Raw genomic sequence first — 26,119 nt, 5'->3', positions numbered from 1 at the left:
ATTAAGCAGTGGCAAGGGCCCCGCGAACCTTGCGGGGCTCCCTCCAGGAAGGGAGGCCGGCGCCACCCGGTCTCCAAACCGACCGCGCTCGAGCACCGCGGGGAATTTGCAGCGAAAAAGCCAGCAAAAAACCACGCTAGCGAATCAGCAAACCAACCCGCAAACAAAAACGCAATCAGGCAACAAAGTGGACGGCCCCCGCCGTCCGCTCAACCCCTCAACTCGATCACCCTCTCCTGCACGACCAGAAAAACCCTCTCCCCCAAAACGCGCGCCGTCCCACGCGCGCCTCCAGTAAAACTCCCGAACGCCGGCAGCACCCCCCGATCGATCCCGAAGCGAAAGCACGGCACGCGCACTGAATCGGTCCGCGTCGCGATTCGATAGACCGGATGCACATGCCCCGCGAGCACATACGCGTGATCGACCGCATGCGGGTGATGACACAGCGCCCACGCCCCGAAATGCCACGGCTCGCGCACCGACTCGACATCCAACGAAGGCGGCAACGCACCGGCACGCCGATCGTGATTGCCTTCGACTAGCACCACGCGCATCGACGCATGCCGCGCGCGCCACACATGCAACGCATCGAGCGTGGGTGTCGACAGCGACTCGCGCGCATGCAGCAGATCGCCGAGAAACACCAGCGTCGCCGGCTCGAACTCGGTGATCAGCCGATCGATTCGCAGCAGATTCTCCGCGGTCGAACCAGTCGGCACCGGAATGCCACGCGCGCGAAACACCGCATCCTTGCCGAAATGCGCATCGGCGATAAAAAGCGCGCGCAGCACCGGATCGAAACACGCGCGCAAACTCGATAGCACGAGAGGCCGTCCGCCGACGTCGATCGCAAGCGAGGTCGCCGTCATCGTTGCGCCGCCCTTTCGAGTTCGGCCAGCATTCGCTCGACGCGATCGGCGAGCTTCTCGGTGCTGACTTTTTCGCGCAGGCGTCCGACGATCAACGGAAACGCGAACGGCGTCGCCTTCCTGGGCCGCGTGAGCACGACGCGGCTCGCGTTCATTCGTTCGAGCGCAATACGAATGCGCCGCACGTCGAGTTCCTGTAGCAGTACTTCGGTATCGGCCTGGCCCAGCAGCAGATTGCCGCGATCGTGCTGACGAAAGATCTCGTAGAAAAGCCCGCTCGAGGCCTGTAATTGCCGCGCGCTTTTCTGCTGTCCAGGATGCGCCTGAAACACGAGGCCCGACACCCGCGCAATCTCGCGAAAACGTCGCAAAGAGAGTTCGGACGAATTGAGGCTTGCAAGAATGTCGTGATCGAGTTCGTCAGGTGAAAGCAGGCCATTGCGCAAGTGCGCGTCCCAATCGAATGCCTGCGCGCACAGCAATTCGAAACCGTAATCGTTCATCGAAATGGAAAACGTGCCGGGCTCGTCGCGCGCGACCCGCCACGCGAGCAGAGCGCCAAGCCCGATATGCGCGGTGCGCCCGGCGAACGGATAGCAGAAAAAGTGGTAACCCTCGCGCGATTTCAGCAGCTCGACGACCAGCACGCCCGGCTCGGGCAATGCCGACCACTTCTGCTGCAATTCGAGCAGCGGCCGTACCGCGCGCATTTCCGGCTCGTCGTAGATGCCGTCGGCGGCGCGCGCGAGCATCGTCAGTGTCGCGTCGGCGAGCTCGGACGATAGCGGCATGCGGCTGCCGGCCCATTGCGGCATTGCCCCACGTGATGAGCTCGCACGCCGCACCCACGCCGTCATATCCTGCACGCGGATCAATTCCAGCGCGCGGCCGCCGAACGTGAATACATCGCCGGGTCTGAGCCGTGAGATGAACGATTCCTCGATTGCGCCAATGCGACCGCCCGATAGATACGCCACGTTCAACGTCCCATTCGCGACGATCGTGCCGATGTTGTTGCGATGCCGGCGCGCGAGATCGTCGCGCGGCACGCGGTACAGACCGTCGCTATCGCGCGCGACGCGATGGTAGTCGGGATACGCGCGCAGCGTCGCGCCGCCGCCTTCGACGAAACCCAGCGCCCAGTCGAACTCCTGCTGCGTCAGATCGCGATATGCATAGGTATGCAGAAGTTCATCGTACAACTCGCGCGCGTCGAAACCACCGCCGATCGCGACGGTGACGAGATGTTGCACCAGCACGTCGAACGGCTTTTGCGGCGTATCGCGACTTTCGATCTGCCGTTTGTCGACGGCTTCACGCGCGGCCGCCGCTTCTATCAATTCGAGCGCATGCGTCGGCACGATCGTCACCCGCGACGGCAAACCGGGCGCGTGTCCCGAGCGGCCCGCGCGCTGCATCAAACGCGCGACGCCTTTTGGCGAGCCGATCTGGAACACGCGCTCCACCGGCAGAAAATCGACGCCGAGATCGAGACTCGACGTACACACCACGGCCTTTAGCAAGCCGTCCTTCAATCCGTGTTCGACCCACTCGCGTACGTGTTGATCGAGCGAGCCGTGATGCAGCGCGATCACGCCGGCCCATTCGGGGCGCGCGTCGAGCAGCGCCTGATACCACACCTCGCATTGCGAGCGCGTGTTCGTGAATACGAGCGACGTGCGCGCTTCGTCGATCGCCCGCGCGACCGCATCGACCTGACGCATAGCCATGTGACCGCCCCACGGAAAGCGCTCGATCGTGTCGGGAATGATCGTGTCGACGATCAGTGCCTTCGGCAGCGCGCCGTGCACACTGACGCGCGGCGTCGCGACCGGCGCGAGCAGGACCTCGGTCGCGAACGACAGATTGCCGAGCGTCGCCGACAGCCCCCATACCTGCAAGCCGGGCCGCCAATGCGTGAGACGCGCGAGCGCGAGTTGCGTCTGTGTGCCGCGTTTGTTGCCGAGCAGTTCGTGCCATTCATCGACGATCACGAGCCGCACCTGAGACAGTACTTCGCGCGCATCGGCGCGCGTCAGGATCAGCGTCAGACTCTCGGGCGTCGTGACGAGCGCGGACGGCATGCGCCGGTTCTGGCGCTCGCGTTCGGCGGCCGACGTATCGCCGGTGCGCAGACCGACGCTCCAGGGTGCCGCGAGTTCGGCCGCGGAGCTTTGCAACGCGCGCGCGGTATTGGCCGCGAGCGCGCGCATTGGTGTAATCCAGAGCACCGTCAGCGGTTCGGGATGCTTGCGCGGCGTCGACGCCGCACTCGCGAACGTGGCGAGCGCGCCGAACCGCACGGCCCAGGTTTTGCCCGCCCCGGTGCTTGCGTGCAGTACGCCGCTCGCGCCACCGGCGATGTTGCGCCAAACCTCGCGCTGAAAATCGAACGGCTGCCAACGGCGCGCGGCGAACCATGCGTCGAGTTTGTCCGCGAACGGGCGACGCGCGTCGTCGGGTGAATACGAGGGGAACGGCAGCGGCTCGAAAGCGGCTTCGCGCGCATCGAGCCGCGCCTGTTGGGCACGGCTGCGCGGAATCCGGCGCGCCCTTGGCGCGCGAACGCGCTCGTCGGCGGGCGCTGGCGCAGCGGTCGGGTCGTCAGCGGGGTTGTCGGAAGGGGCCGGCTCGGTCATCGGAAGCGCTCTCAACGGGTGCGGCGGATTCGCGTGCCGGCGACTCGCGCCGGATGTTCATGTGGACCGCGGGCTCGCGCGGCGGTTCACCGAAGTTCGTGACAGGCGCGCAACGACCCGCGGCATCCGGCAGTATTTGGGAGCCTCGGCCGACACCCGATCCGTTACAATCAAACGGACTACCCCACTGGAGATTTGCTTTGAAATCACTCGTTGCTTTGCTGGCCGCAGCCGTGCTGTCCTCGACCGCGATGGCTGCCGCGCCGACCACGGAGAAGCTGCCGTCCGGCGTCATCGTCGAACATCTGACGCAAGGCACGGGCCCGCAGCCGTCCGCGACCGACGTGGTAAAAGTCAACTACCGCGGCACGCTGCCCAACGGCACCGAATTCGATAGCTCGGCCAAGCATGGCGGCCCGGCCACGTTCCCGCTCAATCGCGTGATTCCGTGCTGGACGCAAGGCGTGCAGAAGATGAAAGTCGGCGGCAAGGCGCGACTCACTTGCCCGGCGGCGACCGCATATGGCGATCGCGGCGTCGGCCCGATTCCGCCGAATACCGATCTGACCTTCGAAGTCGAACTGGTCGACATCGTCAAGTAAAGCGCGCAAGCGGCGCTAAAGATGCACTGCCACCGAGCCTCGCTGCGCCAATCGCAGCGAGGCTTTTTTATGGGCGCCGAATGGCCCGCCAAAGGGATTCACGATGAAACGTGACAAAGGTACCGTACAGGTGGCGAGCATTGGTTTTACCGGCAAGAGCGCCCAGAAGTTCTTCGATTTGTTGAAAGAGGCCCAAGTGCGCACGGTGCTCGACATTCGCCTCAACAACACGTCGCAGCTGGCGGCCTTTGCGAAAAAGCAGGATCTGCCTTTCTTTCTCGAGCAGTTGTGCAATGCGGCGTACGTGGAAATTCCAGAGTTGGCTCCCGAGCCGGAACTGCTCAAACGCTACCAGGGCAAGCAGCTGAGCTGGGAGAACTTTCGCGAGCAATATCTCGACCTCATCGCGCGCCGCCGTGTGGAAAGCAATCTGGATATCGCGCTATTTGAATCGGGCTGCCTGCTTTGCAGTGAACATTTACCACATCATTGTCACCGGATGTTCGCGCTCGAGTATCTGAACCAGCACTGGAACAATCGTCTTTCCGTTACACATTTGACCTGACCGGCGCCGGTCGGGCCGGGTTACGCTTTCCGTCTCGTTGCCCGGTGGCTTGCTGTGCCGGCGGGTTGCATCTCGCTGGCGCCGCCGGCGTTTTCCTTCAGTAGCCCGAATAGTAGCGTGGCGCGAAACGTGGAACACGCCCAATCTTATTTCAAGGCGAGTGCCGCTCGCTCGTCTACTATCTACTCGCGCGCAGCTCCCTGTATTCGTCTCGCCCTATCGCCGGCCACAGACCGGCCGTGACTATGCGCGCCAGGAGCGCCTGCCATGAACATCGACTTCCATTACGGCGTGGTCTACATTGCCGCGCGCGTCGGCGGCATGACGGCCGGCGATGCGCAAACCGTCGCGCATGCCTGCCAATACGTCGACGACGCAACGACGAACGGAATACTGCGGTTCAAAGGCGGCGAGACATTCGAGCGATTCGCGACCGCGCACAAGTTATTCGATTACGCCAATACCGAGAACGACCAGAATCGGCTCGTGTGGGCGCCGTTCCATTTTCTGCCGGCTGGGGAGGGTGACAGTCTCGAGGAAAAGGCGGTTTGCCGGCCCGACAGTGAAGTCGCGCGCGAAGTCGTGCGGCGCGCGATCCGGCAGCGCGATTCGGAGACCGCATTGCACCGGCTCGGCGTGACGCTCCATACGTATGTCGATACCTGGGCGCACCAGGGATTCGCGGGCATCGAAAGTCCGTGGAATCGCGTGCATCTTCTCGAAGCGCAGGATTGCACGCGCAAAGGCTGGCTCGCGAGCCTGGAACTGGCGGTTGCGCATCTGATCGAGCGCGCCGAGACGGACGTTCTGACGATCGCGTTGCCGGTCGGCCACGGCGCCGCGTTGCATTATCCCGACCAGCCGTGGGCACGCTGGCATTACATCGACGGCTGCAATCACTTCATCTCACGACACAATTTGCCGGATTTCGTGCAGGCGGCGGACATGAGTTGTCGTGTCGTGCGAGCTTATCTGGCCGGACGCGAAGATTTCGAAAACCAGCCCGGCATCCCGGACGACGTCAAAGACGCACTGACCCGACTGCTCGATACGAACCGCGAACCCGACGACAACCTGCGTCTGAGAACCGTTTGCGAATGGGTGAATGCCGGCCGTATTCCGGGTTTGAAAGAACCCGTGCCCGGCTATATCGCGAAAGGACACGGTTCGTGGAAGTACCAGGCCACCGGTTTGTTGTGCGATGACGACACCGGGGACAGACCGGAGTGGACGACCGCCTTCGAGAAGAGCGACTACCGCCTCTTTCACGACGCGGTCAAACAGCATCGTTTCGTGACTACCCAGGAAATCTTGCCCGCGCGCGGATTACGCATTGCCTGAGTGAATGGAGCAGGGCGCCAGTTACTGCATTTTGGCTTGCTGATGTGGCGCGGCCTGAGTCGCCGCCTGCTGTTCTTCGGCGTGCTTTTTGGCCACATGCCGTCCGACGATACAGCCGCCGACCGCGCCGACCACCGCATGATGTCCCGCATAATGTCCGGCGACGCCGCCCACTACCGCTCCTTTCAGGCAACCGGCCGCGTTCGCGGTGCTTGCCATTACCAACGAGACTGTCAGTGCCCCGAGGGCGGTCCGAATAAAGTCAGCTTTCATTGTAAGTACCATCGTGTTTGAGTGGATCGAAGTTAGGGTGGCCCGGCGTCTTTTTCAATAGCCGCCGCGAGCATGGCGGCTGACAAAGGACTCTCTATTGGCTCGGCATCCGCCGCTGGGCACCGATACGAAGTGTAAATGGATCTGCGCAGAGCAGGAGCAACAAGTGCTGCAAGATCGGTAACGGCAAGTTACCGGAGCCGGGGGCTTTGCAGGCATCGTCACTGATGTTTCGCACACGCTTGAATCGGTTCGCTATAGCGGTTCACCAAAAAAAGACCGTTTTCAAATAAAAAGTGGGCTACTCTCCTTTGAATATCCAAATGCCGGGCTATAGTAGAAGCGACTAAAGCCAGAAAGCATGACGGCGCGCTTTTGCCGTCGATGCCGATGACGGGGAAACACAAATGACGCCCTCGAATGCAGCGATCTATCAGACCAGGACTTGCACACCGGAGTCGTTGCGTACGCTCGCGAGCTTTCTCGAATTAGCGCTCGACGAGGGAAAAAGCGTGGTCGTCATGCGGATCGGCAAGCAGGCGCGCAGCGTTTATGTCGGAAATCCATCCGGTGCATTGGAGGATTTAACGGATTCCGGTGTCGTCGATGCTTTCCAGGCAGATGAAATGCTGCTACTGACCCGCGTGGGCCTGAACCGGATAACGGCGGACGGTCAACACTACCGCTTTATACGGAGTGTGAGGTACATTGCCGATCGCCAGGTCGTCGTATTTACACCTACCTGAGCGGTGGAACCGAAACGAAAAAGAAGAATCCCGAGGGAAGGAAAAGGAAGAAAGCTTCGATGACCCGCTAGAAAACCTGAAAGCTTTGTTATTTGAAAGCTGCATCGGCGCTGGTATCGATGTATTGAAGCTCAGGATAGGTCAATAGACTGCCTTTCTTCCGTCATTCATGGCATAGTTCGACGATTACCACATAAGGAGCAATCAAATGCCTTCGTTAGAGCAAATCCAAGCAAAGCTTAAGAAGCTCCAGGCGCAAGCTGACGTTCTCATTGCCAGAAAAGCACAGGCCGCGGTCGATCAGATTCGCGAGTTGATGCTCAAGCACGGTCTGACGACTGCCGATATCGAAGCACAGGCAAAGGCACGACGCTCCGCGCGAGGTCTGAATGGCAATACGGGTATGGGCCGGGGAAGACCTGCTGGCGTGAGCAAAGCCGCCAGGTCGGCAACGCCGGCGAAGTACCGCGACCCTAAAACCGGCGCGACTTGGACGGGGCACGGCCGCGCGCCTGGCTGGATCGCCGGCGCGAAGGACCGCACGGTGTTCCTGATCGACGCTGCGAGCGCAAGCAAAGCCGCGGCTACTCCCGCCGCTAAGCGCGGCAAAGGTCAGCCGAAAGGCGCCCAGCCGCCGAAGTACCTGGATCCGAAAACCGGCGCGACGTGGAGCGGACGCGGCCCGGCGCCGGCATGGCTTGCTTCCGTTAAGGATCGCAGCAAATTCCTGATCGATGGCGCGAGCGCGGCTGCCGCTCCGAAAGCGGTGAAAACGGCGGCAAAGAGCGGCCAGGAGAAAGCGACCGCAAGCGCGGTAGGCAAGAAGACCACGGCGAAAAAAGCAGTGGCGAAAAAAGCAACGCGCACGACGGCCGTGAAAAAGACCGCAGCCAGAAAGGCAACGCCGGCAAGCCGGAAAGCCGCGGTGAAGAAAACCGCTGGCCGCAAAAGCGCTGTGAAGATGGCAAGAAAAGCACCGGCCCGCAAGGCTGCCGCAAAGAGCACGGCCGCGCCCGTCGCGGCGGCTCCGCAAACGCCCGAGACGCAAGCAGGCGCGTAATAGCCGCGGAGTCGTGAAGTAGATGGTTAGCACGTTCGATGCATCCGGGCAGGAAGATCAGGTCTTCCTGCTGGACTCCGTTCCTCATCCGGCAGCCGATGCCGCCGAACCATTCATCGTCGCCAGCGATCGCCGTGTAATCCTCACTTATCCGATCGCGGAGTCGGACTTTGAACGGTTCGGGCCATTCGATCCCGACGACGATCCTTTTTGCGCGGTATTGTTCGCCGACGCCGTGTTTCATCGTCTCGGGCCGCCGGGCGATGACGCTCTCGCCATTCATCCGCTCGCGGCGCATGGTCTCACTGGCTACGCGGTGCATGAAATCTTCAATTCGTCGTTGTGCGCGGAGATTGCCGCCGTGACGACTGACCCGATCGCCATTGCTGCCGAGTCACCGGCGCGGCGGCATTTCGTCATTACGTTTCAGGCATCGACGTTCGAATGCGTGGCTTCGGACTATACGGTCATCGGCGTATTCGGCGCGGGCGAAATAGCCAGTCGCGAGGCATTTGCTTTGGTCAGATAACGCGTTGGAACCGGAAAGCAAGGCGCGGTCCCGATGCGGGCACGCGCCGTGCATGACCCGAGGATCGTGAGAGCCGGGCACGAGTCCGGCTCTTTCCCGGCGGAGGAGGGATGCGCATGCCGTATCCCGCCGCCTGCCATCGAGGCCATGCATGCTGACCATTGCTATTACCGCGTTCGTCACGCTGGTGATCGTTCTCGTGATCGCCAATCTGTCGAGCGGCGAGAAGAAAATAGAACATAAGATCGAGCGGCTCTATAAGAGCGAAGATCCGCAATTCCTCCGCTCGATGGGTCTATTGCTCGGTCCGCCCGTGGTGCCGGGTAATCGCTTCGAGATGCTGCTCAACGGCGACCAGATCTTTCCGTCGATGCTCGAAGGCATTCGGTCGGCGCGCGAAACCATCACGTTTGAAACGTTCATTTACTGGTCTGGCGAGATCGGCGAGCAGATTGCGCGTGCGCTTGCCGATAAGGCGCGTGAAGGCATCGCCGTGCATGTCCTGCTCGACTGGGTCGGTTGTTCGAAAATGGATCGGCGCTATCTGCAACTGCTGCGCGAGGCCGGCGCCGAAGTGGTCAAGTTTCACAAACCGCATTGGACCGGACTCGGTCGCATGAACGATCGTACGCACCGGAAACTATTGGTGATCGACGGCCGGATCGGTTTTACGGGTGGGGTCGGCATTGCACCGGAGTGGACCGGCCACGCGCAGGACGAAAAGCATTGGCGCGATACGCATTTCCGCTTGACCGGTCCGGCGGTCGCCCATATGCAGGCCGTCTTCATGGATAACTGGATCAAGGCGACCGGCAACGTCTTGCACGGTCCCAGGTATTTCCCGCACATCGACGCCGAGCCGAAAGGAGAGGGCGAGGGTTTTGCGCATATGTTCAGCAGTTCGCCGTCGGGCGGCAGCGACGACATGCAGCTGATGTATCTGATGGCCATCACTGCCGCGACGCGCAGTTTGCAGCTTGCGAGCGCGTACTTCGTGCCCGACAAGCTCACTATCAACGCGATCATCGAAGCCGCGAAACGCGGCGTCAAAGTCCAGATCGTCACGCCGGGCAAACGCATCGATACGCACACGGTGCGCGAAGCGTCGCGGGCATGCTGGGGCGATCTATTGAAAGCGGGCGTCGAGATCTACGAGTACCAGCCGACCATGTTCCATTGCAAGTTGCTGGTGGTCGACGAGTACCTGGTGTCGGTCGGCTCGACGAACTTCGATAACCGCTCGTTCAAGCTGAACGACGAAGCAAACCTGAACATCTACGACCGCGCTTTCGCCAGACAGCAGACCGCCGCGTTCAACGACGACATCGCGAAGTCGAAGCGCATCACACTCGAAGCATGGACGCGACGTTCGTTTACCGAGAAGGTCGTCGAAAAGTTCGTACGGCTGCTGGATACACAGCTTTGAATAACTGAATAGAAAGTGTCGACGCGCCGACGGATCAGTGAACGGCGCCGCTCAGATACGCTTCGATGTCGGGGCGCAAAGCCTGCGTGCCATCGTGTTGCTCGATGGCGGCCGCGTCGACGAGGCGCGCTTTCGCATGTCGATACGCATTGGCAAAGCCGCGCAGTTGCTGCGTGACCGGACGATCGTCGAGCCGGCGTCGTGTGAGCGCTTGCACGATGCTGCGTTCGATCAACGCCAACTGGCTGTCGATGTAGTCGATGCACAGTTCGCGGCAGCGCGACGATGCCGCCGCGACGCTTAGCAGTGCCGGCACGAGCGAGATCGTCAGAAAACCGCCCGCGGGAATGCGTGCGAGCGCGGCGGGTGAATCGAACAGGTCGGCGCGCAATGCTTCGAATACGGCTTGCGTCCAGATTGCGCGCTCCTGTTCTAACGCGCGACGCCGCCGCGCGAGCGCATCTTTAGCGTGCGGATCGGCAATGCGGCCTTCGTCGACCAGCAACGCCGCATTGTCGCGTTTGCCTTCCTGTATGCATGCGCTGCCGACATAGATGGCGCTGGAGCCGCGTTCGGCCAGCACCAGATGTTGCAGGCTGTCCGGCATGAGCGGGTCGAGCGGCACCACTTCGCAGGTCAGCGGCTTGCCTTGCAGATGAATCGCGCAGCGTCCGTCGTCCGCGAGAGCAGGGCAGCGCGCGAGCGACGGATAGTCGAGGCCCTGCGCGACGATGCTGAAGGTATCGCCCGCGCGGTACAGCAGCGTATCGGCGAGCACTTCGAACGCCGCGCAGTCGGCTTCGTCGAGCACGGCTTCATGGCGGCCGGCCTGCAGCCGTTGGCCGGGCCACCTGCGCGCCACGCGTCCAATCGCGATGCAGCCGATAAACCGGTCGGGATGGCGAAACAACTCCGCCAGCGTCATCGACGGTGGACTGTTGCAGCATCGACCGCACGCGGAGCAGGAAAACGAAAACGTGTTCACCACGGCCGACGCACCGAGTCCTGATAACGCGTGAGGATGAAATGCGCGACGTCGTTCGAATGATAGGCGGCGACCAGTTGCGCGACCCATGGGTGCTGGCGATCGCTGTCGCGCACGGTCAGCACGTTTGCATACGGCGAGCGCGCGTCTTCGAGACTCAGGCCGTCGCGAGCGGGGCGAAGACCCGAGCGCGCCGCTGTGTCGCTGTCGATCACGGCGAACGCGACGCTGTCCAACGAGTCGTACAGACGCGCGCGCGGCACCTGGCGAATCTTCAGATGGAGGCGGTTGCTCGTGATGTCGGCGAGCGTCGCGTGCAGGCCCGCGCTGTCGCGGAACGTCAGCAGCGTTTCGTTTTGCAGAAGGATCAGCGCGCGTGCGGTGCCGGCGGGATCGTCGGGTATCGCAATCGTCGCGCCGCGCTGCAATTGCACGAGATTCGTCAGCTTGCGCGAGTAGAGCGCGACCGGGAACGTGACGGTCGTGGCCACGCTCGTCAGTGCGTAGCCATGCTGTTTGCGCCGTGCGTCAAGCGCGGGTTCGTCTTCGAAGCTCGCGACGTCGATCTGTTTCGCGACGAGCGCCGCGTCGATCCGCGACGGCTTATCGAACACCACGATGTCGAGCGCCAGGCCCTCGGTCGCGGCGACGCGGCGCACTTCGTTCATGATCTCCGCTTGCGCTCCCGAACTCACCCCGACCCTAATGGTCTGCGCGGCGGCGTGCGCGGGTTCGGGCAGCCAGGCAGTCAACACCGCGAACGCAAGCGCGGCAATCGCATATCGCTTCATGACCGATCCCTCGACACCGTGCGAAAGCCGATATGCGAAGCCGGCAAATCGGCTTCCTGCTGCTCGCGCGACGCCGCGCGATACCTGACGCAATAGTCGCGCGAGCACAGGAACGAGCCGCCCTTGATGACCATCGGCGTATCGTGTCGGCGACTGAGCGGCGCCACGGCCGCGGTATCGCCGTTCGTATGCGGTTGGTGCGGACCGCTGTACACGTCCTTGGTCCACTCCCACGCATTGCCGATCATGTCGTAAAGCCTGAAGTCGTTCGCCGCATAGCAGCCGACCGGTGACAGGCCGGCATGACCATCCTCACTGGTGTTGAGCACCGGAAACACGCCTTGCCAGTAGTTTGCGCTCGGCTTGCCGTGCGCGTCGCGCGGCGCGGTGTCGAGATCCGCGCCTTCATGGCCGGCTTTGCCCGCGTATTCCCATTCGGCTTCGGTCGGCAGATCGCGGCCGAGCCAGTGTGCGTAGGCGAGCGCATCGGCCTGCGTGACCATCGTCACCGGTTGATTCATGAGGCCGTCGAGATTGCTGCCGGGGCCACTCGGATGATTCCACGCGGCCCCTTTGACCCAGCTCCACCACGCGAGATCGCGCGCGTTCATTTCCTCGCGTGTCGGCGTGTGAAAAACGACCGCACCGCCCTGGCGCTCCGCATCGCTGACGTAGCCGGTCGCGCGCACGAACGCGGCGAACTGCGCATTCGTGACGTCAGTCTGGTCGATCCAGAAGCCGCCAACGTGGGTCTTGCCGTTGCCGGCCGGGCGCTCGTCTTCGTAACCGAGCTTGCTGCCGAACACGAAGTCGCCACCAGGCAGATGCACCATGCCGGCTTGCGGGTCGTCGCGCCAGCGCGCAGGCAGGCCAGAGTATCGCTCGCATTGCTGCTCGGAGCCGAGCGCGGCGAGCGGGCGCGAGCGGTTGAGGCTGTCGAATGCGCTGGACGGGCCGCCGCCGAATACCGCCGCGCTCGCCACACCGATGGACGGCGCGGCAAACGCGGCGGCGAATGCGGCCGCCGCGATCGCGGCGTATGCGCCATACAGCGCCACGCCGCCTTTGAGCTTGAATGAAAACGCCATCGTGTGCTCAGTAGTAGCCGCGCGGACGCAACGGCTCGACGCCGCCGACGCTAGTCATATAGTCGTTCCACTGCTGCACGAGACCATCGATGATCGACGGGTTCTGCGCGGACACGTCCTGCGTTTCGCCGCGATCGGCGCTCATGTCGTACAGCTGCCAGTGACCGTCGACGGGGCCGAGCGGCGGTTCGGTCCACAGAGCTTTCCAGCGGCCGTCGGCGCTGCGCAGATAACCGCGGCCGTAGGCCTCGTCGCCGAACGACGCGCTATGCACGGGCGCCGTGCTCTGATCTTCGAGCTGCGGCAGCAGAGATCTTCCGGTGATCGGATACACATAGCGGTTGTTGTAGACCACCTTGCCCTTGTTCTGATCGACGCCGGTCAGCGTGTTGATCAGCGCGGGCGCGGGCGTGGTCGGCGGCGCGATCTGCGCGACCGCGAGGAACGTCGCGGTGTTGTCCGTCACGTGCGTGAATTCGCGCAGCGTCGGCTTTTGCGAAGTCTGGCCTGGCAGATGCACGATCAACGGTGTCGACACGCCGCCTTCACCCGAATAACCCTTGGTCAGGCGGAACGGCGTCGCGCTGACTTCGGCCCAACGCAAGCCGTATTGCAGACGTTGCGCGTTCTGCTTGCCGTTGTCGGTGCCGAGTTGCGAGTAGGTCGGATCGGCCGCGTTCGCGGTGTCGGTGGCGGTCGGGTCCGCGCCGGAATCGATCGGCCAACCCTCCGCGCCGTTATCCGACTGGAACGCGATGAACGTGTTGTCGTATTCGCCGATGTCCTTCAGATGCTGGATCAAGAGGCCGATGTTGTGATCGAGGTTCTCGACCATGCCCGCGTAGATTTCCATGTACCGTGCCTGCGCTTTCTTCTCGGCCGGCGACAGGCTGTCCCACTTCTTGTTCACATAGCCGGGGCCGTAGTCGGTGTAGCCCTGCACGGCGCTGTGCACGGCGCTCACGTATTTCGCGTTCGTGGTGCCGTTGTTCGCGGTGGCCGGGCTCGCGGCCAGCGTCTCCGATGCGCCGCCGTACGGCACGAAGTCCTGCGGAATGATGCCGAGCGCTTTCTGCCGGGCGATCCGTGCATCGCGGATCGCGTCATAACCGGCATCATATTTGCCGACGTAGTTGTGCAGATAAGGATCGGGCACTTGCAGCGGCCAGTGTGGTGACGTATAGGCCGCGTACGCGAAGAACGGCTTGCCGTCGCCCTTGTTCGAATCGATATAGGAGATCAGCCGCTGCGTGTAGAAGTCGGTCGAGTAGAACACGGCTGGGCTGCCGCCCGCGCCGCCCGGTTGCCCAGGCTGGCCCGGCTGCACGTACTTGCCGTCTTCGGTGTAGTTCTGCGAGCCGGCCAGTTCGTGCGCGAAGTGATTGGACGCGGCGCCGCCGAGCAGCGCGTAGCTGTGCTCGAAGCCCCATTGGTCCGGCGTCTGCCCGCTGCCCGTCACGCTGCCGACGATGCCCGAGCCGATGTGCCACTTGCCGGCCATGTACGTGTGATAGCCGCCGTCCTTCAGCAACTGCGCAACCGATAGCGCGCGATCATTCAGATAGCCTTCGTATCCCGGCAGTCCTTTGCGCTCGTCGGTCGGCACGCCCATCGTGCCCTCGCCGACCAGATGGTGATCGGTGCCCGAGATCAGCATCGAACGCGTGATCGCGCAGACGGTGCCCGTGTGGTGATTCGTCAGGATGCGGCCGCTTTGCACCAGCGCATCGAGATTGGGTGTGTTGATTTCGCCGCCGAACGCGTGGATGTCGGAGTAGCCGAGGTCATCGGCCATGATGTACAGGATGTTCGGCCGCTTCTGCGCGACGACCGGCGTGGCATTCGACGCGGCGGACGCGGCCGGCAGGTTGTCTTCGCCGCACGAGGCGAGCGTGACGAGGCTCGCGACAGCGGCGCCGATCACGCCGAGACGCAATGAAGGGCGATAGCTGGTACGGCGAAATCGAGGTGTTGTCATTGTTATTGCGGACCGTAGGGTAGGGCCGCTGATGTTAGCAATGACGTTATAAAGGCCAAACGAACGATTTCTGCGTTGCTATCGACGTTTGCCGATATAGCAGACGACAGATGCCAGAGGCGAAAACATCGCCAGTTGCCGAGTTAATTGCCCGGATTGAGCACGGGCTTATCCGGGTCCGCCTGCGTGCGGTACGGCAACTGAGTGGCGCGAGGATCGGTGATCGTATTGTCGATTACGCGCTCGACGTCCGCCGTTTTGGCCAGTTCGTTCAGGAAGGTCTTTTTGTCGAAGCCCGGCGCGACGCAACCTTCGACGTAGATGAAGCGGCGTTGCAGCGTCAGCCATAGCGTCGATTGCTCGCGCCAGTGCGTCGCGACGTTCAGATTCGCGAGACGCCGTTGCACGCTGTCCGCGATTTCCGCGTCGTACAGATACGCGTTCGGCAAACGGCAACGGCCTTCGATCCAGCAGCTATTGCCGCGTTCGATCCGGTAATGGCTATCGTCGAGCCATTCCTTTTCGGTTTCGAACGGGCCGAGCGGCGTCGGGCAATCGGCGACAGCTTTGGAGATCTGTATGAATGGATCGTGGCCGCGATTGACGCGCGCCGGTTCGCCATAAACGCGAGCCGCGGCCACGCAAAGCATCAGGCTGGCGAGACTCAGTTCGAACGCGCGTTTCATGCTGTGGCTGCTCCAGATGTGGGCCGGCTCATTATCGCGCGCCAGCGAACCTCAACGCTTGTTGCGCCGATTCTCGACCGCGAACTTGATCAACTCCGCCTGCCCTTCGATATCGAGCTTGCGCTTCAGATTCAGCCGGTGCGTCTCCACGGTTCGCACCGACAGATCGTTGCGCTGCGCGATCTGCTTGCTCGACAGTCCCTCGGCAAGCGCATCGAGGATATCGCGCTCGCGCGGCGTCAAACGTTCGACTGGCGATTGCGTCGCCGACGCCTGGATCAGTCGGGCGCTAATCTCCGCGCTGAAGAACGTCTTGCCGTCGAGTACCGCGCCAATTGCCTGAATGATTTCGAGCGCCGGCGAATCCTTCAGCACATAGCCGCTCGCGCCCGCGCGCACCGCCTGGGTCACGTATTCGAGGTTGTCGTGCATCGACAGCATCAGCACGCGAATCGCCGGAAAGCGCTCGTGAAACAGGCCTGCCAACGCAATGCCGTTCATGCCGCTTTTCATGCCGACATCCATCAGCGCCAGATGCGGCGCCTGTCGTTCGGCCAGCGCGAGCGCTTCCTGCGCGTCGCCCGCTTCGCCGACCACTTCGAAGTGGCGCACTGCTTCGAGCCGTGCGCGCAGACCGTCGCGCACGAGAGGATGATCGTCGACGAGCAGCAGACGCGCGATGGAAGGAGAGGTCGTGTCGTTCATGACGAGAATTCCTGCAGGGGCGGCATCGTGGCGTGCGTCGTTGGCAGCGGCACGCGCGCGGTAACGACGGTGTGTCCCGGCTGCGAGTTCAGCGACAGCGTGCCGCCGAGCGCTTCGAGCCGTTCGCGCATGTTGCGCAGACCGACGCCTTCGAGTCCGCCGACGAATGCGTCGGCCACGTCGAAGCCGCGGCCGTTGTCGGAGATCGTCAGCGTGACCGTATCGCGCGACACTTCGAGCGCAAGCGCGGCGCTCGACGCCTGCGCGTGCCGCACGATGTTCGTCAGCGCTTCCTGAGCGATACGAAACAGCACGGTGTTGACCGTATCGGGCAGCGTGGCCGCATGCGTGTGCGCGATCTGCGTGAAGCCGATCGCGATGCCGGACTCGTCGCCGAGTTCGCGCGTCAGTTGTTCGAGCGCGGCGGCGACGCCGAGATCGTCGAGCATCGACGGACGCAGCGCATGAGAAATGCGCCGGACTTCGCGCAGCGTATCGCCGAGCCGCGTGAGTCCGGTGGACAGCGCGGCCTCGGCGGCGGGCACGCGCGCGTCGCCGCGTTCGAGCCGCGCGAGCGCCGATTCGAGCAGCAGCTTCACGGACACCATCATCTGGCTGATGCCGTCGTGCAGTTCGCGCGACAGGCGTGCACGCTCGTTTTCCTGCGACTCGACGACCTGCTGCGCGAGCCGCTTCAGCTTCGCGTCGGCGCTGCGATATTCGGTCACGTTCAGCACGAGGGCGCACAACGCAATGACCGCGAGGCCGGCCACGGCGATCGCGTCGATCCACTTCATCGTGCGATCGATATTGGCCGCGGCCTCCTCGTCGATATGCGCGAGCGCCGTGTCGACGTCGTCGAGATAGATGCCGGTGCCGAGCATCCAGCCCCAGCGTTCGAGCGGCACCACGTAGCCGAGTTTCGACTCCTCCTTGCCGGTCGACGGCCGGTGCCACAGATAGCGCACGTAGCCGCCGCCGCGCGCGGCCGCGGCAAGTAGCTGCTGGATCGTCGGCGCGCCGTGGCTGTCACGCAACGACCACAGATCCCGGCCCACCAGATCCGGCTCGCGCGGATGCATCAGCGTGCGGCCGTGCAGGTCGTACACGAAGAAGTAGCCGTCCTCGCCGAAATTCATCTTCTCGAGCACCGCGAGCGCGCGCGTGCGCAGCAGCGCGTCGTCGCGCGCGTTGGCGCCGCCGGCTTCGTAGAGCGGCGCGATCGCGGTGGTCGCGAGCTCGACATAGTGCTTGAGCTCGACCTCCTTGCTGGCCATGTAGGCGGACTGGGTGGTCGCGTGCTGCCGCTCGGCGAGCGCCGTCGCTTCGCGGCGCACGCCGGTCTCGATGCTCGCGATCGCCGCCAGAAAGGGCACGATCGCAAGCAGCACAATCTTTGCTTTGAGTTTCATCGTTGAAAAAAGCCGGTCAACGGGCTACGTATTATTACGTAGACGGCTTACGTAGTTGCGCGCTTGTAAGGAAAGGCGCGAAGGCGAATACTACATGCCCGTCGCATCCTGCGCTGCGCCAGGCCTGGCGGGCGAGTGTGCGGCGTTCCCGATTTCCCCGCACGAGCCATCGCGCGTGCTGTCGATAATACTCAAGGAGACGTTCGTGGAGACCTCCCCGCCGGCCGGCCGTTCATGGCTCTGGCTCATTTTGCTGATCCCTTATATCGCGCTGCTGTGGCTGCCGTTCTATAACGACACGCATCCGTCGCTCGCGGGCTTTCCGTTCTTCTACTGGTATCAGTTTCTGTGGGTGCCGTTGACCTCGCTGCTGATTTACATCGTGTATCGAGGTCTCAAATGAGCGATCTGAATCCTGTGAACCCGGTTGCGATGACGGTATTCATCGCATTCTTCGTGCTCGTCACGGTGATCGGCTTTTTCGCGGCGCGCTGGAAGCGTGGCGATCTGACGCAGTTGCACGAGTGGGGCCTCGGCGGCCGGCAGTTCGGCACGATCATTTCGTGGTTCCTCGTCGGCGGCGATTTCTACACCGCTTATACGGTGATCGCAGTGCCCGCGCTCGTTTTTTCGGTGGGCGCGTACGGCTTCTTCGCATTGCCGTACACGATCATCGTTTATCCGTTCGTGTTCGCGGTGATGCCGAAGCTGTGGAGGGTTGCGCACGCGAAGAACCACATCACCGCGGCCGACTACGTGCACGGCGAATACGGCGGCAAGTGGTTCCCGGCAGCCATCGCGCTGACCGGCATCGTCGCGACGATGCCGTATATCGCGCTGCAACTGGTCGGCATGCAGGTCGTGATCAAGGGTCTCGGCGTCAGCGGCGAATTGCCGTTGATCGTCGCGTTCGTGATCCTCGCGCTCTATACGTATGCGAGCGGCCTGCGCGCGCCGGCGATGATCGCGTTCGTCAAGGACATCATGATCTATATCGTCGTGATCGCGGCGATATGGCTGATCCCGGTGAAGCTCGGCGGCTATGGGCACGTGTTCGAACTGGCCGATGCGCACTTCCAGGCGAAGGGCGGCGCGACCGGCATCCTGCTGAAGCCGAACCAGTACACGGCGTTCGCATCGCTCGCACTCGGCTCGGCGCTCGCTGCGTTCATGTATCCGCATACGATGACGGCGGTGCTGTCGTCGTCGTCGGCAAAGACGGTTCGCAAGAACGCGATCTTCCTGCCGGCCTACACGGTGCTGCTCGGCCTGATCGCGCTGCTCGGCTATATGGCGATCGCCGCGGGCGTGAACGTGAAGTCGGCGAGCGACGTGGTGCCGGCGCTGTTCGGTACGCTGTTCCCGTCGTGGTTCGTCGGCTTCGCGGCCGCCGCGATTGCGATCAGCGCGCTGGTGCCGGCCGCGATCATGTCGATCGGCGCGGCGAATCTGTTCACGCGTAATCTGTGGCGTCCGCTGGTGTCGCCGAACCTCTCGCCTCAAGCGGAAGCGGCCAACGCGAAGATCGTCTCGCTGGTCGTCAAGTTCGGCGCGCTGCTGTTCATCGTGTTCCTGCCGACGCAGTACGCGATCGATCTGCAACTGCTCGGCGGTGTGTGGATTCTGCAGATTTTCCCGGCCATCGTGTTCACGCTGTACACGCGCCGTCTGAACACGCCGGGTCTGTTCCTCGGCTGGCTGGTAGGTATCCTGCTCGGCACCGGCCTCGCGATTTCGCAAGGGCTCAAGCCGGTGTACGGCCTGCATTTCGGCCACGAGAACTATCCGCTGTATATCGGCCTGATCGCGCTGGTGGTGAACATCGTCGTGAGCTTCGTGGTGTCGGCAGTGTCGCCGCGTCGGGCTGCCGTGACGGCCTGATCGACGTTTGTCCGGCTCGATGAAAAACGCCGCGGGGCAGTTGGCCCGCGGCGTTTTTTATTGCATCGACGGCCGGTGACCTGACGCCGATCAGGCGTCGGCCCAGCGACGTAGCAGATTGTGATAGATGCCCGTGAGGCTCACGACGGTCGCGTCGTTCGAGCCTCGTTCCGCCGCGAGCGTCTGCACGTCGTTGTCGAGCTGGAACAGTGTCGCGCGCTGGCCGTCGTCGCGCACCATGCTCTGAATCCAGAAGAATGACGCGACGCGCACTCCGCGCGTGACCGGGCTCACGTGATGCAGGCTCGAGGCGGGGTAGAGCACCATGTCGCCGGCCGGCAGTTTCGCGCGATGCACGCCGTAGGTGTCCTCGATGCAAAGCTCGCCGCCGTCGTAGGTGTCCGGTTCGGCGAGGAACAGCGTAGCCGACAGGTCGCTGCGGAGGCGGAAGTCAGTGCCGCGCAACTGGCGGATCGCATTGTCGATGTGCGTGCCAAAGCCGTCGCCGCCGGTATAACGATTGAAGAGCGGCGGGAAGACTTTCAGCGGCAACGCGGCGGAAAAGAAGCGCGCGTTGCGGCCGAGCGCGTCCTGAATCGCATCGCCGATCGCACGCGCGGCGGGTGAGCCTTCGGGCAGCTGCTGGTTGCGCTTGGCTTGCGCCGATTGCTGGCCTGAAGTCGCATTACCGTCGATCCATTGCGCCGCGTCGAGCATTTCGCGGCATTGCGCGACCTGCTGTTTGCCGAGTACGGCGGGTAAATGCAGCATCATGTGCGCGGCTCCTGCGTCAGGTTTGGCGTGGCGCTGATTTGCGTGTTCATGTTGAGGCTCGCATTCGCATTGGCATTCGCCTTGGCGTTTGCGCCAAGGCTGCGTTCGAGTGCGCGAAACGCGCTAACGGGAGAAGCGGCCAGCCATGCACACATCTTCGCGACGAAAGCGCCGGTCGCGGTGTGCGGCACACGTTGCAACCATTGCAATGCTTCCGCGATTTCGCCACGCTCGGCGAGCAGCCGCGCGTAATTGAACTGCCCGCGAAAATCGCCGCCTTGCGCGGCGCGTCGATAGTAGTCCAGCGCGATATCCGCATCGGCATCGACGCTCCAGCCGTCCTCGTAAAAACTGCCGACGAAGTTCAACGACTTCGCATGCCCGAGTTCGGCAGCACGCAAGAACCACTGCAATGCCTGCGCGCGATCGCATTCGATGCCATGACCGAGCGCCAACGCCGACGCATAGTTGTACATGCCCCAGTCGAGCCCGGCTTCTGCCGCGAGCCGATACCAGTACACGGCGACCGGCGCGCAGGCGGCCGTGCCCCAGCCATGTTCGTAGCAGCGGCCCAACATGTTCATCGCCATCGGATGATCGCGCCGGGCCGCGTGCCGGAACCAGACGAACGCTTCGTCGACGTCGCGCTCGACGCCGTGACCGTCGAGCAGGTACTGCCCGTACACGGTCTGCGCGTCGACGATGCCGTTGCGCGCGGCCGCCGCGACCCACGCGGCGGCACGCTCGGGCGGCCCCGCGAGGATGGAGGCGAGTTCATCGCGCGACACGCTCGCGAGCGCCCGCACCGAGACCTCGTTCGTCGCGCGCGGCATCAGTAGTGGGCGTTGAGCGTCAGGAACGCGGAGCGTCCCGGTGCGATCGACGCGTAGTGCGCCGCGTACGCCTGGTCGTAATACGTGCGGTTGAAGATGTTCTGCACGTTCAGTTGCAGATCGACGTGCTTGTTCACGCGATACGTCGCCATGCCGTCGAAGCGCCAGTACGACGGCACCGCCCGCAGATTCGCGGTATCGCCATACACCTGCGACATATAGAACGCGCCGCCGCCGATCGTGAACTTCGGCAGCACGTCGTAGTTGGTCCACAGGCTGATGCTGTTCTTCGGCGTGTTTGGGAACTGATGACCGTTATCCGACTTGGTCTTGCCGTTGTTGCGCAACTCGCTCTTCAGATACGTGTAGCCGCCGAACACCTGCCACTTGTTGGTCAGTTGACCCGCCACGCCGAACTCGAACCCCTGCACGCGCTTGTTGCCGACCATCGCGTAAGTGTTGTCCGGCAGCGTGACGCGCGCATTGGTCGTGTCGATCTGGAACAGCGCGCCGGTCAGCGATAGCTTGTTGTCGAGCACGTTCCACTTGCTGCCCACTTCGACGCTGCGGTTCTTTTCCGGCGACAACAACGCCGCGTTCGGACCGACGCCGCGGGACGGAATCAGCGACTGCGTTTCGCTGCCCTGGCCGAGCAGTGCGCCAGCCGGCGTCGACGACGTCGAGATCGACGCATAGATGCTGCCGTTCGAGGCCGGCTTGAACACGAGGCCGAACTGGTAGTTGAACAGCGTGTCGTCGCGCGACACACGCGTCGCGCCGTTGGCGACGGTATTGCGCAGTTCGGTCGAGTAATCGTCGACGCGCAGGCCGACGTTGGCCTGCCAGCGCTTGGTCAACCCGATCGTATCGAACGCGTAGATCGATTTGGTGGAGGTGCGTTGCTGGCTCGGGTCGTTGGTTTGCCTGATCGATCCGGCCCACGGATCGTTCGGATTCGGCGTCCAAAGACTCGTGCAGTTATAGCCCGACGCCGCGCCAATGCCTTGGGTTGCGCAGATCGCGCCGGTCGCGGCCGCCACCGTGTACGAATCGTTGACGCTGGTTTCGCGCGACAACTCGATACCGGTCGTGAAGCTGTGCTTCAGGAAGCCCGTCTTGAACTCGCCGAACAGTTCGGTCTGGTTCGCGAGGCTGTACACGTTGCTCGCGCGTGTATTCGCGCGGCGCCACACCTTGCCGTTGACGACGTTGCCCTGGCTGTCGTCGGGCTGGGTCCAGATGTAGTCCTGGGTCGACTTCGTGTAGCGCGTCGTGTTGCGGATCGTCAGGTCGCCGTTGATGTCGTGTTCGATGCGCACGGTGCCGATATCCGAACTCGTCTTGCGGAAGTCGCGGTCGATCAGGCCGTAAAAGTTGTGGCGGTCCACCGGCGCCGGGAAGATCGTGCTGACGTTCGCCGGCTTGTTGGTCGTCGTGTAGAAGTACGGGATGCCGCTGTCGGGCAGATCGTCGGTGGTGAGGTGGTAGTAGCTTGCAGTCACGCGGGTCGGCGTGCCGAGACCGTACGTGAACGACGGCGCGATGCCCCAGCGCTCGTTGTTGACCGCGTCGCGGCCAGCCACGTCGTTGTTGTGGCTCATCACGTTCAGGCGGAACGCCGCGTGGTCGGCCATCTGCCAGTTGCCGTCGGCGGTGAAGCGGCGATAGCGGTCGGTGCCGAGGCCGACGCTGCCGTCCGCGGTCGTGCCCAGATGCGGCGTCTTCGTGATCAGGTTGATGCTGCCACCCGCGCCGCCGCGGCCGCCGAACGCGCCGTCCGAACCCTTCGTCACTTCGATGCTTTCGATGTTGAACACTTCGCGCGTGGTCGCGCCGATATCGCGCATGCCGTCGACGAACGTGCTGCCCTGCGCGTCGTAGCCGCGAATGAACGGCCGGTCGCCGAGCGGGTTGCCGCCTTCGCCGGCGCCGAACGTGATGCCGGGCACGGTGCGCAGCGCTTCGGTCAGCGTCGATGCGCCGGTGCTGCGAATCAGCTCCTCGGGAATCACGGTGACCGACTTCGGGGTATCGACGAGCGGTGCAGTGAATTTGACCGACGCGGAGTGATCGGTCTTGAAGCCATCGTCCGACTGGCCTTGCACGGAAATGGGCGCGAGCTGGCCCTCACGCTCGGGAGGCGCGGCGGCCGTGGTGCCCTGCGCGAGGGCGGGGCCGGCGGCCAGTATGCCGCATAGTGTCGTGCTGATTTTGCCGAGCTTCGGATCGTCGGACCGCAACTTCATGTTTATCCCCGTCGAGTTCGGGAAGCCGGGGCCGGTGCTAGTTTCCTTACCCGAGCATTCCATGTTTATTACAAAGTTATTTCGTGGCGGATTGTATTCAATTGCCGCGTAATTGAGAAGCGTTCTCAATAGAAATTTTGGCGGGAGCTGCCCGGGAAGATGTGCGGCGAATGTGGGTTGAGAGTGAGATCGGTGTGAATTGCAGTATGAAGCCGGGTGTTTGGCGGCTATACCGCGCATAGCCTATTTGGGAAGAGGCGGCGGCGCCAAGGGCGTGGCGAGGAGCGGTTTTGAGAATCGCTGTCCTCGCCCTAGTTGCGGAAGAGGGCAAAAACCGGTCGTTCAAGAGGCCCATTGCGGGCACTCTTGTCCGTCGTTTCTTTCACGGAAGTAACAAAATCAGGCGCTCGATCGAGCCGCCTCGGACCACCCGGCTAAAACCGCTCGACGCGAAACGGCCGCGGATCGACCAGCGTCTGCTCGCCGGTCATCATCTCGGCGATCAGCCGCCCCGTCACCGGTCCGAGCGTCAGACCATGATGCGCATGGCCAAACGCGAACCACAGCCCCTGATGTTTCGTCGCGGGCCCGATGATCGGCATCATGTCCGGCGTGCACGGGCGCCGTCCCATCCACGGTTCCGGGTCCAGACGTTCGCCGAGCGGAAACAGCGTGCGCGCGATGGGTTCGGCCGCATCGAGCTGCACCGGCGTCTTGACCGCTTCGGGGCGCGCGATTTCGACGCCCGTGGTCAATCGGATGCCGCGCGCCATCGGTGCGAGCACATAGCCGTGGTCGACGTCGAGAATCGGATGGTTGAGGTGTGCGGTCCGACGCGCTGCGTAGTGCATGTGATAGCCACGCTTGACCGCGAGCGGCAGCCGATACCCGAGCCGCGTGCTCGCGCGATCCGACCACGGCCCGAGCGCGATCACCGCCGCTGCGGCCGAGATCGGCCCGTCCCGCGTATCGACCTGCCAGCCTTCGCGCAGCGTATCGGCATCGCCGATGAAGAACCGTCCGCCGAGCGCTTCGAAGTACCGCTCGTACGCGGTGACGAGCGCGTTCGGATCGCTGACCGAATCGGATTGCGGATAGCGCAGCCCGCCTTGCAGGCGCTTGTCGAGATCGGGCTCGAGCTGTTGCAGGCGCGGGGCGTCGAGCGTTTCGAACTCGACGCCGTATTCGCGATGCCACCGTTCGGCAAGCGTGATTTCGGCATCGCGCGCGGCGGTGTGGCGAAACACCTTGATCCAGCCGATGGGCCGCAGCAGCGCGCTCGCACCGGCGTCCGCGGCGAGCGCGCGATGTTCGCTGACGCAATGCTCGATCAACGTCGCGTACGACTTCGCGATTTCCGCGTGCTTCGCCGGATGTGAGTTGCGCCAGTAGCGCCATAGAAACGGTGCAACCTGGAGCATTGCGTCGGCGTGATAGCGCACGTCAGGCGACTGGTTGCGGGCGTAGCGCAGCAGCGTGCCGAGCCCGCGCGGAAACGCGTACGGATAGACGCCTTCGCGCTGGATCAACCCGGCGTTGCCGAACGACGTCTCGTTGCCCGGCTGCTTGCGGTCGATCAGTGCAACCGCGCGCCCGCGTTTCTGCAGATGCACGGCGACGCATACCCCGACAATGCCGGCGCCGAGCACCACGGTATCGAATTTCATGCTGCCTGTCCGCCTTGCGTGTGTTCTGTGTGTTGTCGACGCTCCGCAGTGTTCAGTGCGAGGCGATGCGCCAGCTTTCATCTTATACAGGGATAGGCTCGCTTCGCTATTGGCAAAAAACCGCGCTCGAGAAAACGCGCGAATGCCAGGTTCGATCGGGCAAAACCGGGTCTTTCGACGCACGATCGAGTAAGCGACTTCGGACTCGTTGGCCCCAGCGTGTAAACTGCTGACTTTTTTGCGTCCGGTGGTATGTTGCAAGCCCCTCAGCGCAGCGCCCTCAGCGGGCCCGCGCTCGTTCGCTTACTGGCCCGTCTCGCCGAGGCCGACGTCGCCGAATCGCGCCAATCGCTGGCGGATCGGCTGAGCCAGTGGCTCGGCTGGACCGACGCTATCGCGTTGTCATCGGCGCTCGACGGCAAGCCGCCGGCCGTCGCTGGTGGCGCGCGCGCGTTCGGTCGCGCGGAAGAGGAAGAGTGCACGCGTGTGCGCCGCTCGCTGGTGAGCGCAATCGCCAGCGATAGCGTGCTCGCGGACTCACGGCGGCGTGGCTCGTCGTCTTTGTCTGCCCGGATGTCGGCACTGCGCGTGGCCGTCGACACGCAGACCGACTACGCGGTCTTCAGGCAGCGCTATCTCGCGCTTCAGCAGTCGATGGAAACTGCGATCGGCACATTACGCGGGCGGCTGCGCGCGCTGCTGGCGACGCAAGCGCCGGCGCTTGCGCGGCTCGCGGTCGTCGATGCGGTGATGGAGCGTGCGCTCGGCGAGCGCGAGCGGACTTTGCTCGGCGCGGTGCCCGGCCTGCTCGGCGGGCACTTCGAGCGCTTGAAAGAGGGGGAGGCCCGGAGGGTCGCGGAGGCGGAAGCGACCGACGCCAGCAACGCTGCGGCGCCGCTCGCGTCCGACGCATGGCTCGACGCCTTCCGCAAGGACATGCAAAGCGTTTTGCTGGCCGAGCTGGACGTTCGTTTTCAACCGGTCGAAGGGCTGCTCGCGGCTCTTCGCGCCTGCTAACTG

General features: G+C 63.3%; 24 protein-coding genes. 10 read left to right on the top strand and 14 right to left on the bottom strand.

The genetic code is table 11. The annotated features are described in order from the left end of the window. Positions 1–209: 209 nt before the first annotated feature. Together pdeM and AB4Y34_RS21035 are read right to left on the bottom strand one after the other, a co-directional pair. The gene (pdeM, locus tag AB4Y34_RS21040; RefSeq protein WP_368717107.1) at positions 210–872 is read right to left on the bottom strand and encodes a ligase-associated DNA damage response endonuclease PdeM; all 663 of its coding nucleotides are present in this window, start codon (positions 870–872) and stop codon (positions 210–212) included. Beyond that, positions 869–3,511, bottom strand: a complete 2,643-nt coding sequence (locus AB4Y34_RS21035; RefSeq protein ID WP_368717106.1) for a ligase-associated DNA damage response DEXH box helicase — start codon at positions 3,509–3,511, stop codon at positions 869–871. Before AB4Y34_RS21035 ends, pdeM begins: the two co-directional genes overlap by 4 nt. Positions 3,512–3,711: 200 nt before the next feature. Here AB4Y34_RS21035 and AB4Y34_RS21030 point away from each other — a divergent pair, with 200 nt between their 5' ends. The 3 genes from AB4Y34_RS21030 (at position 3,712) to AB4Y34_RS21020 (ending at position 6,019) form a co-directional block, all read left to right on the top strand. Next, entirely contained in the window at positions 3,712–4,113 is a 402-nt protein-coding gene (locus AB4Y34_RS21030; protein ID WP_013092241.1) for an FKBP-type peptidyl-prolyl cis-trans isomerase, read from the top strand. Between the two features lie 103 nt (positions 4,114–4,216). Beyond that, a complete protein-coding gene (locus AB4Y34_RS21025) occupies positions 4,217–4,678 on the top strand; it encodes a DUF488 family protein (RefSeq protein ID WP_176379285.1) in 462 nt (153 codons plus the stop codon). Positions 4,679–4,945: 267 nt separating this feature from the next. Then, positions 4,946–6,019, top strand: a complete 1,074-nt coding sequence (locus tag AB4Y34_RS21020) for a DUF6765 family protein (protein WP_368717105.1) — start codon at positions 4,946–4,948, stop codon at positions 6,017–6,019. A 21-nt stretch (positions 6,020–6,040) separates the two neighbouring features. Here the strand turns inward: AB4Y34_RS21020 and AB4Y34_RS21015 are convergent, their stop codons facing one another. Next, positions 6,041–6,292 (bottom strand): hypothetical protein, encoded by a 252-nt coding sequence (locus AB4Y34_RS21015; RefSeq protein WP_368717104.1) that lies wholly within the window; start codon positions 6,290–6,292, stop codon positions 6,041–6,043. Positions 6,293–6,699: 407 nt separating this feature from the next. Between AB4Y34_RS21015 and AB4Y34_RS21010 the strand changes: the two genes are divergently transcribed. The 4 genes from AB4Y34_RS21010 (at position 6,700) to cls (ending at position 10,053) form a co-directional block, all read left to right on the top strand. Beyond that, complete coding sequence (locus AB4Y34_RS21010; protein WP_368717103.1) at positions 6,700–7,038, top strand: hypothetical protein; 339 nt, start codon at positions 6,700–6,702, stop codon at positions 7,036–7,038. A 208-nt stretch (positions 7,039–7,246) separates the two neighbouring features. Beyond that, on the top strand, positions 7,247–8,098 hold the full coding sequence (locus AB4Y34_RS21005; protein WP_368717102.1) for an H-NS histone family protein: 852 nt from the start codon (positions 7,247–7,249) through the stop codon (positions 8,096–8,098). Between the two features lie 22 nt (positions 8,099–8,120). Further along, positions 8,121–8,627, top strand: a complete 507-nt coding sequence (locus AB4Y34_RS21000) for a hypothetical protein (RefSeq protein WP_368717101.1) — start codon at positions 8,121–8,123, stop codon at positions 8,625–8,627. 151 nt (positions 8,628–8,778) lie between these two features. Then, positions 8,779–10,053: a cardiolipin synthase gene (gene cls, locus AB4Y34_RS20995; protein WP_368717100.1), complete on the top strand. Its 1,275-nt coding sequence runs from the start codon at positions 8,779–8,781 to the stop codon at positions 10,051–10,053. Positions 10,054–10,087: 34 nt separating this feature from the next. On the opposite strand, the gene AB4Y34_RS20990 is transcribed toward cls, so the two are convergent. From AB4Y34_RS20990 to AB4Y34_RS20960, 7 genes are all read right to left on the bottom strand, one after another. Continuing rightward, positions 10,088–10,978, bottom strand: a complete 891-nt coding sequence (locus tag AB4Y34_RS20990; protein ID WP_368717099.1) for a hypothetical protein — start codon at positions 10,976–10,978, stop codon at positions 10,088–10,090. Positions 10,979–11,034: 56 nt separating this feature from the next. After that, positions 11,035–11,829 (bottom strand): MetQ/NlpA family lipoprotein, encoded by a 795-nt coding sequence (locus AB4Y34_RS20985; protein WP_368717098.1) that lies wholly within the window; start codon positions 11,827–11,829, stop codon positions 11,035–11,037. Continuing rightward, complete coding sequence (locus AB4Y34_RS20980) at positions 11,826–12,917, bottom strand: formylglycine-generating enzyme family protein (protein ID WP_368717097.1); 1,092 nt, start codon at positions 12,915–12,917, stop codon at positions 11,826–11,828. The genes AB4Y34_RS20985 and AB4Y34_RS20980 overlap by 4 nt, the downstream gene beginning before the upstream one ends. A 7-nt stretch (positions 12,918–12,924) precedes the next feature. After that, positions 12,925–14,895 (bottom strand): arylsulfatase, encoded by a 1,971-nt coding sequence (locus AB4Y34_RS20975; RefSeq protein WP_368717096.1) that lies wholly within the window; start codon positions 14,893–14,895, stop codon positions 12,925–12,927. Positions 14,896–15,038: 143 nt separating this feature from the next. Beyond that, a complete protein-coding gene (locus AB4Y34_RS20970) occupies positions 15,039–15,581 on the bottom strand; it encodes a hypothetical protein (protein WP_368717095.1) in 543 nt (180 codons plus the stop codon). Positions 15,582–15,632: 51 nt separating this feature from the next. Beyond that, entirely contained in the window at positions 15,633–16,286 is a 654-nt protein-coding gene (locus tag AB4Y34_RS20965) for a response regulator transcription factor (protein ID WP_176120158.1), read from the bottom strand. Beyond that, entirely contained in the window at positions 16,283–17,698 is a 1,416-nt protein-coding gene (locus AB4Y34_RS20960) for a cache domain-containing protein (RefSeq protein WP_176379295.1), read from the bottom strand. The genes AB4Y34_RS20965 and AB4Y34_RS20960 overlap by 4 nt, the downstream gene beginning before the upstream one ends. 205 nt (positions 17,699–17,903) lie before the next feature. Between AB4Y34_RS20960 and AB4Y34_RS20955 the strand changes: the two genes are divergently transcribed. After that, positions 17,904–18,101, top strand: coding sequence for a DUF3311 domain-containing protein (locus AB4Y34_RS20955; RefSeq protein WP_018434172.1), 198 nt, complete (start codon positions 17,904–17,906; stop codon positions 18,099–18,101). Beyond that, positions 18,098–19,579 carry a monocarboxylate uptake permease MctP gene (gene mctP / locus AB4Y34_RS20950; RefSeq protein WP_176379296.1) on the top strand — a complete coding sequence of 494 codons (1,482 nt, stop codon included), beginning with the start codon at positions 18,098–18,100 and terminating at the stop codon, positions 19,577–19,579. The genes AB4Y34_RS20955 and mctP overlap by 4 nt, the downstream gene beginning before the upstream one ends. A 90-nt stretch (positions 19,580–19,669) precedes the next feature. Here mctP and AB4Y34_RS20945 read toward each other — a convergent pair whose 3' ends face one another. The 4 genes from AB4Y34_RS20945 to AB4Y34_RS20930 all read right to left on the bottom strand — a co-directional run bounded on the left by AB4Y34_RS20945 (position 19,670) and on the right by AB4Y34_RS20930 (position 25,099). Further along, positions 19,670–20,353 carry a Fe2+-dependent dioxygenase gene (locus AB4Y34_RS20945; RefSeq protein WP_176379297.1) on the bottom strand — a complete coding sequence of 228 codons (684 nt, stop codon included), beginning with the start codon at positions 20,351–20,353 and terminating at the stop codon, positions 19,670–19,672. After that, positions 20,350–21,186 carry a tetratricopeptide repeat protein gene (locus tag AB4Y34_RS20940; protein ID WP_368717094.1) on the bottom strand — a complete coding sequence of 279 codons (837 nt, stop codon included), beginning with the start codon at positions 21,184–21,186 and terminating at the stop codon, positions 20,350–20,352. Before AB4Y34_RS20940 ends, AB4Y34_RS20945 begins: the two co-directional genes overlap by 4 nt. Continuing rightward, positions 21,186–23,432, bottom strand: a complete 2,247-nt coding sequence (locus AB4Y34_RS20935) for a TonB-dependent receptor (protein ID WP_368717093.1) — start codon at positions 23,430–23,432, stop codon at positions 21,186–21,188. Before AB4Y34_RS20935 ends, AB4Y34_RS20940 begins: the two co-directional genes overlap by 1 nt. Before the next feature lie 434 nt (positions 23,433–23,866). Further along, positions 23,867–25,099: an NAD(P)/FAD-dependent oxidoreductase gene (locus AB4Y34_RS20930; protein WP_368717092.1), complete on the bottom strand. Its 1,233-nt coding sequence runs from the start codon at positions 25,097–25,099 to the stop codon at positions 23,867–23,869. A 252-nt stretch (positions 25,100–25,351) separates the two neighbouring features. Between AB4Y34_RS20930 and AB4Y34_RS20925 the strand changes: the two genes are divergently transcribed. After that, a complete protein-coding gene (locus AB4Y34_RS20925; protein WP_368717091.1) occupies positions 25,352–26,116 on the top strand; it encodes a DUF3348 domain-containing protein in 765 nt (254 codons plus the stop codon). The last annotated feature ends 3 nt before the right edge of the window (positions 26,117–26,119 follow it).

Source organism: Paraburkholderia sp. BR10954 (genome assembly GCF_040965775.1).
GTDB classification, from domain to species: Bacteria; Pseudomonadota; Gammaproteobacteria; order Burkholderiales; family Burkholderiaceae; genus Paraburkholderia; species Paraburkholderia youngii.
This window is presented reverse-complemented; position numbering and strand designations above follow the sequence as displayed.

Excerpts from the sequence above, each read along its gene's own strand:
- AB4Y34_RS20990 (WP_368717099.1), bottom strand. The coding sequence starts at position 10,978 with ATGACGCTGGCGGAGTTGTTTCGCCATCCCGACCGGTTTATCGGCTGC.
- AB4Y34_RS20980 (WP_368717097.1), bottom strand. The coding sequence starts at position 12,917 with ATGGCGTTTTCATTCAAGCTCAAAGGCGGCGTGGCGCTGTATGGCGCA.
- AB4Y34_RS21010 (WP_368717103.1), top strand. The coding sequence starts at position 6,700 with ATGACGCCCTCGAATGCAGCGATCTATCAGACCAGGACTTGCACACCG.
- AB4Y34_RS20940 (WP_368717094.1), bottom strand. The coding sequence starts at position 21,186 with ATGCCGCGCGCGACGAACGAGGTCTCGGTGCGGGCGCTCGCGAGCGTG.
- cls (WP_368717100.1), top strand. The coding sequence starts at position 8,779 with ATGCTGACCATTGCTATTACCGCGTTCGTCACGCTGGTGATCGTTCTC.
- AB4Y34_RS20930 (WP_368717092.1), bottom strand. The coding sequence starts at position 25,099 with ATGAAATTCGATACCGTGGTGCTCGGCGCCGGCATTGTCGGGGTATGC.
- pdeM (WP_368717107.1), bottom strand. The coding sequence starts at position 872 with ATGACGGCGACCTCGCTTGCGATCGACGTCGGCGGACGGCCTCTCGTG.
- AB4Y34_RS20970 (WP_368717095.1), bottom strand. The coding sequence starts at position 15,581 with ATGAAACGCGCGTTCGAACTGAGTCTCGCCAGCCTGATGCTTTGCGTG.
- AB4Y34_RS20945 (WP_176379297.1), bottom strand. The coding sequence starts at position 20,353 with ATGATGCTGCATTTACCCGCCGTACTCGGCAAACAGCAGGTCGCGCAA.
- AB4Y34_RS21000 (WP_368717101.1), top strand. The coding sequence starts at position 8,121 with ATGGTTAGCACGTTCGATGCATCCGGGCAGGAAGATCAGGTCTTCCTG.
- AB4Y34_RS21025 (WP_176379285.1), top strand. The coding sequence starts at position 4,217 with ATGAAACGTGACAAAGGTACCGTACAGGTGGCGAGCATTGGTTTTACC.
- mctP (WP_176379296.1), top strand. The coding sequence starts at position 18,098 with ATGAGCGATCTGAATCCTGTGAACCCGGTTGCGATGACGGTATTCATC.
- AB4Y34_RS21015 (WP_368717104.1), bottom strand. The coding sequence starts at position 6,292 with ATGAAAGCTGACTTTATTCGGACCGCCCTCGGGGCACTGACAGTCTCG.
- AB4Y34_RS20935 (WP_368717093.1), bottom strand. The coding sequence starts at position 23,432 with ATGAAGTTGCGGTCCGACGATCCGAAGCTCGGCAAAATCAGCACGACA.
- AB4Y34_RS21035 (WP_368717106.1), bottom strand. The coding sequence starts at position 3,511 with ATGACCGAGCCGGCCCCTTCCGACAACCCCGCTGACGACCCGACCGCT.
- AB4Y34_RS20965 (WP_176120158.1), bottom strand. The coding sequence starts at position 16,286 with ATGAACGACACGACCTCTCCTTCCATCGCGCGTCTGCTGCTCGTCGAC.
- AB4Y34_RS20925 (WP_368717091.1), top strand. The coding sequence starts at position 25,352 with ATGTTGCAAGCCCCTCAGCGCAGCGCCCTCAGCGGGCCCGCGCTCGTT.
- AB4Y34_RS20985 (WP_368717098.1), bottom strand. The coding sequence starts at position 11,829 with ATGAAGCGATATGCGATTGCCGCGCTTGCGTTCGCGGTGTTGACTGCC.
- AB4Y34_RS21020 (WP_368717105.1), top strand. The coding sequence starts at position 4,946 with ATGAACATCGACTTCCATTACGGCGTGGTCTACATTGCCGCGCGCGTC.
- AB4Y34_RS21005 (WP_368717102.1), top strand. The coding sequence starts at position 7,247 with ATGCCTTCGTTAGAGCAAATCCAAGCAAAGCTTAAGAAGCTCCAGGCG.
- AB4Y34_RS20975 (WP_368717096.1), bottom strand. The coding sequence starts at position 14,895 with ATGACAACACCTCGATTTCGCCGTACCAGCTATCGCCCTTCATTGCGT.
- AB4Y34_RS20960 (WP_176379295.1), bottom strand. The coding sequence starts at position 17,698 with ATGAAACTCAAAGCAAAGATTGTGCTGCTTGCGATCGTGCCCTTTCTG.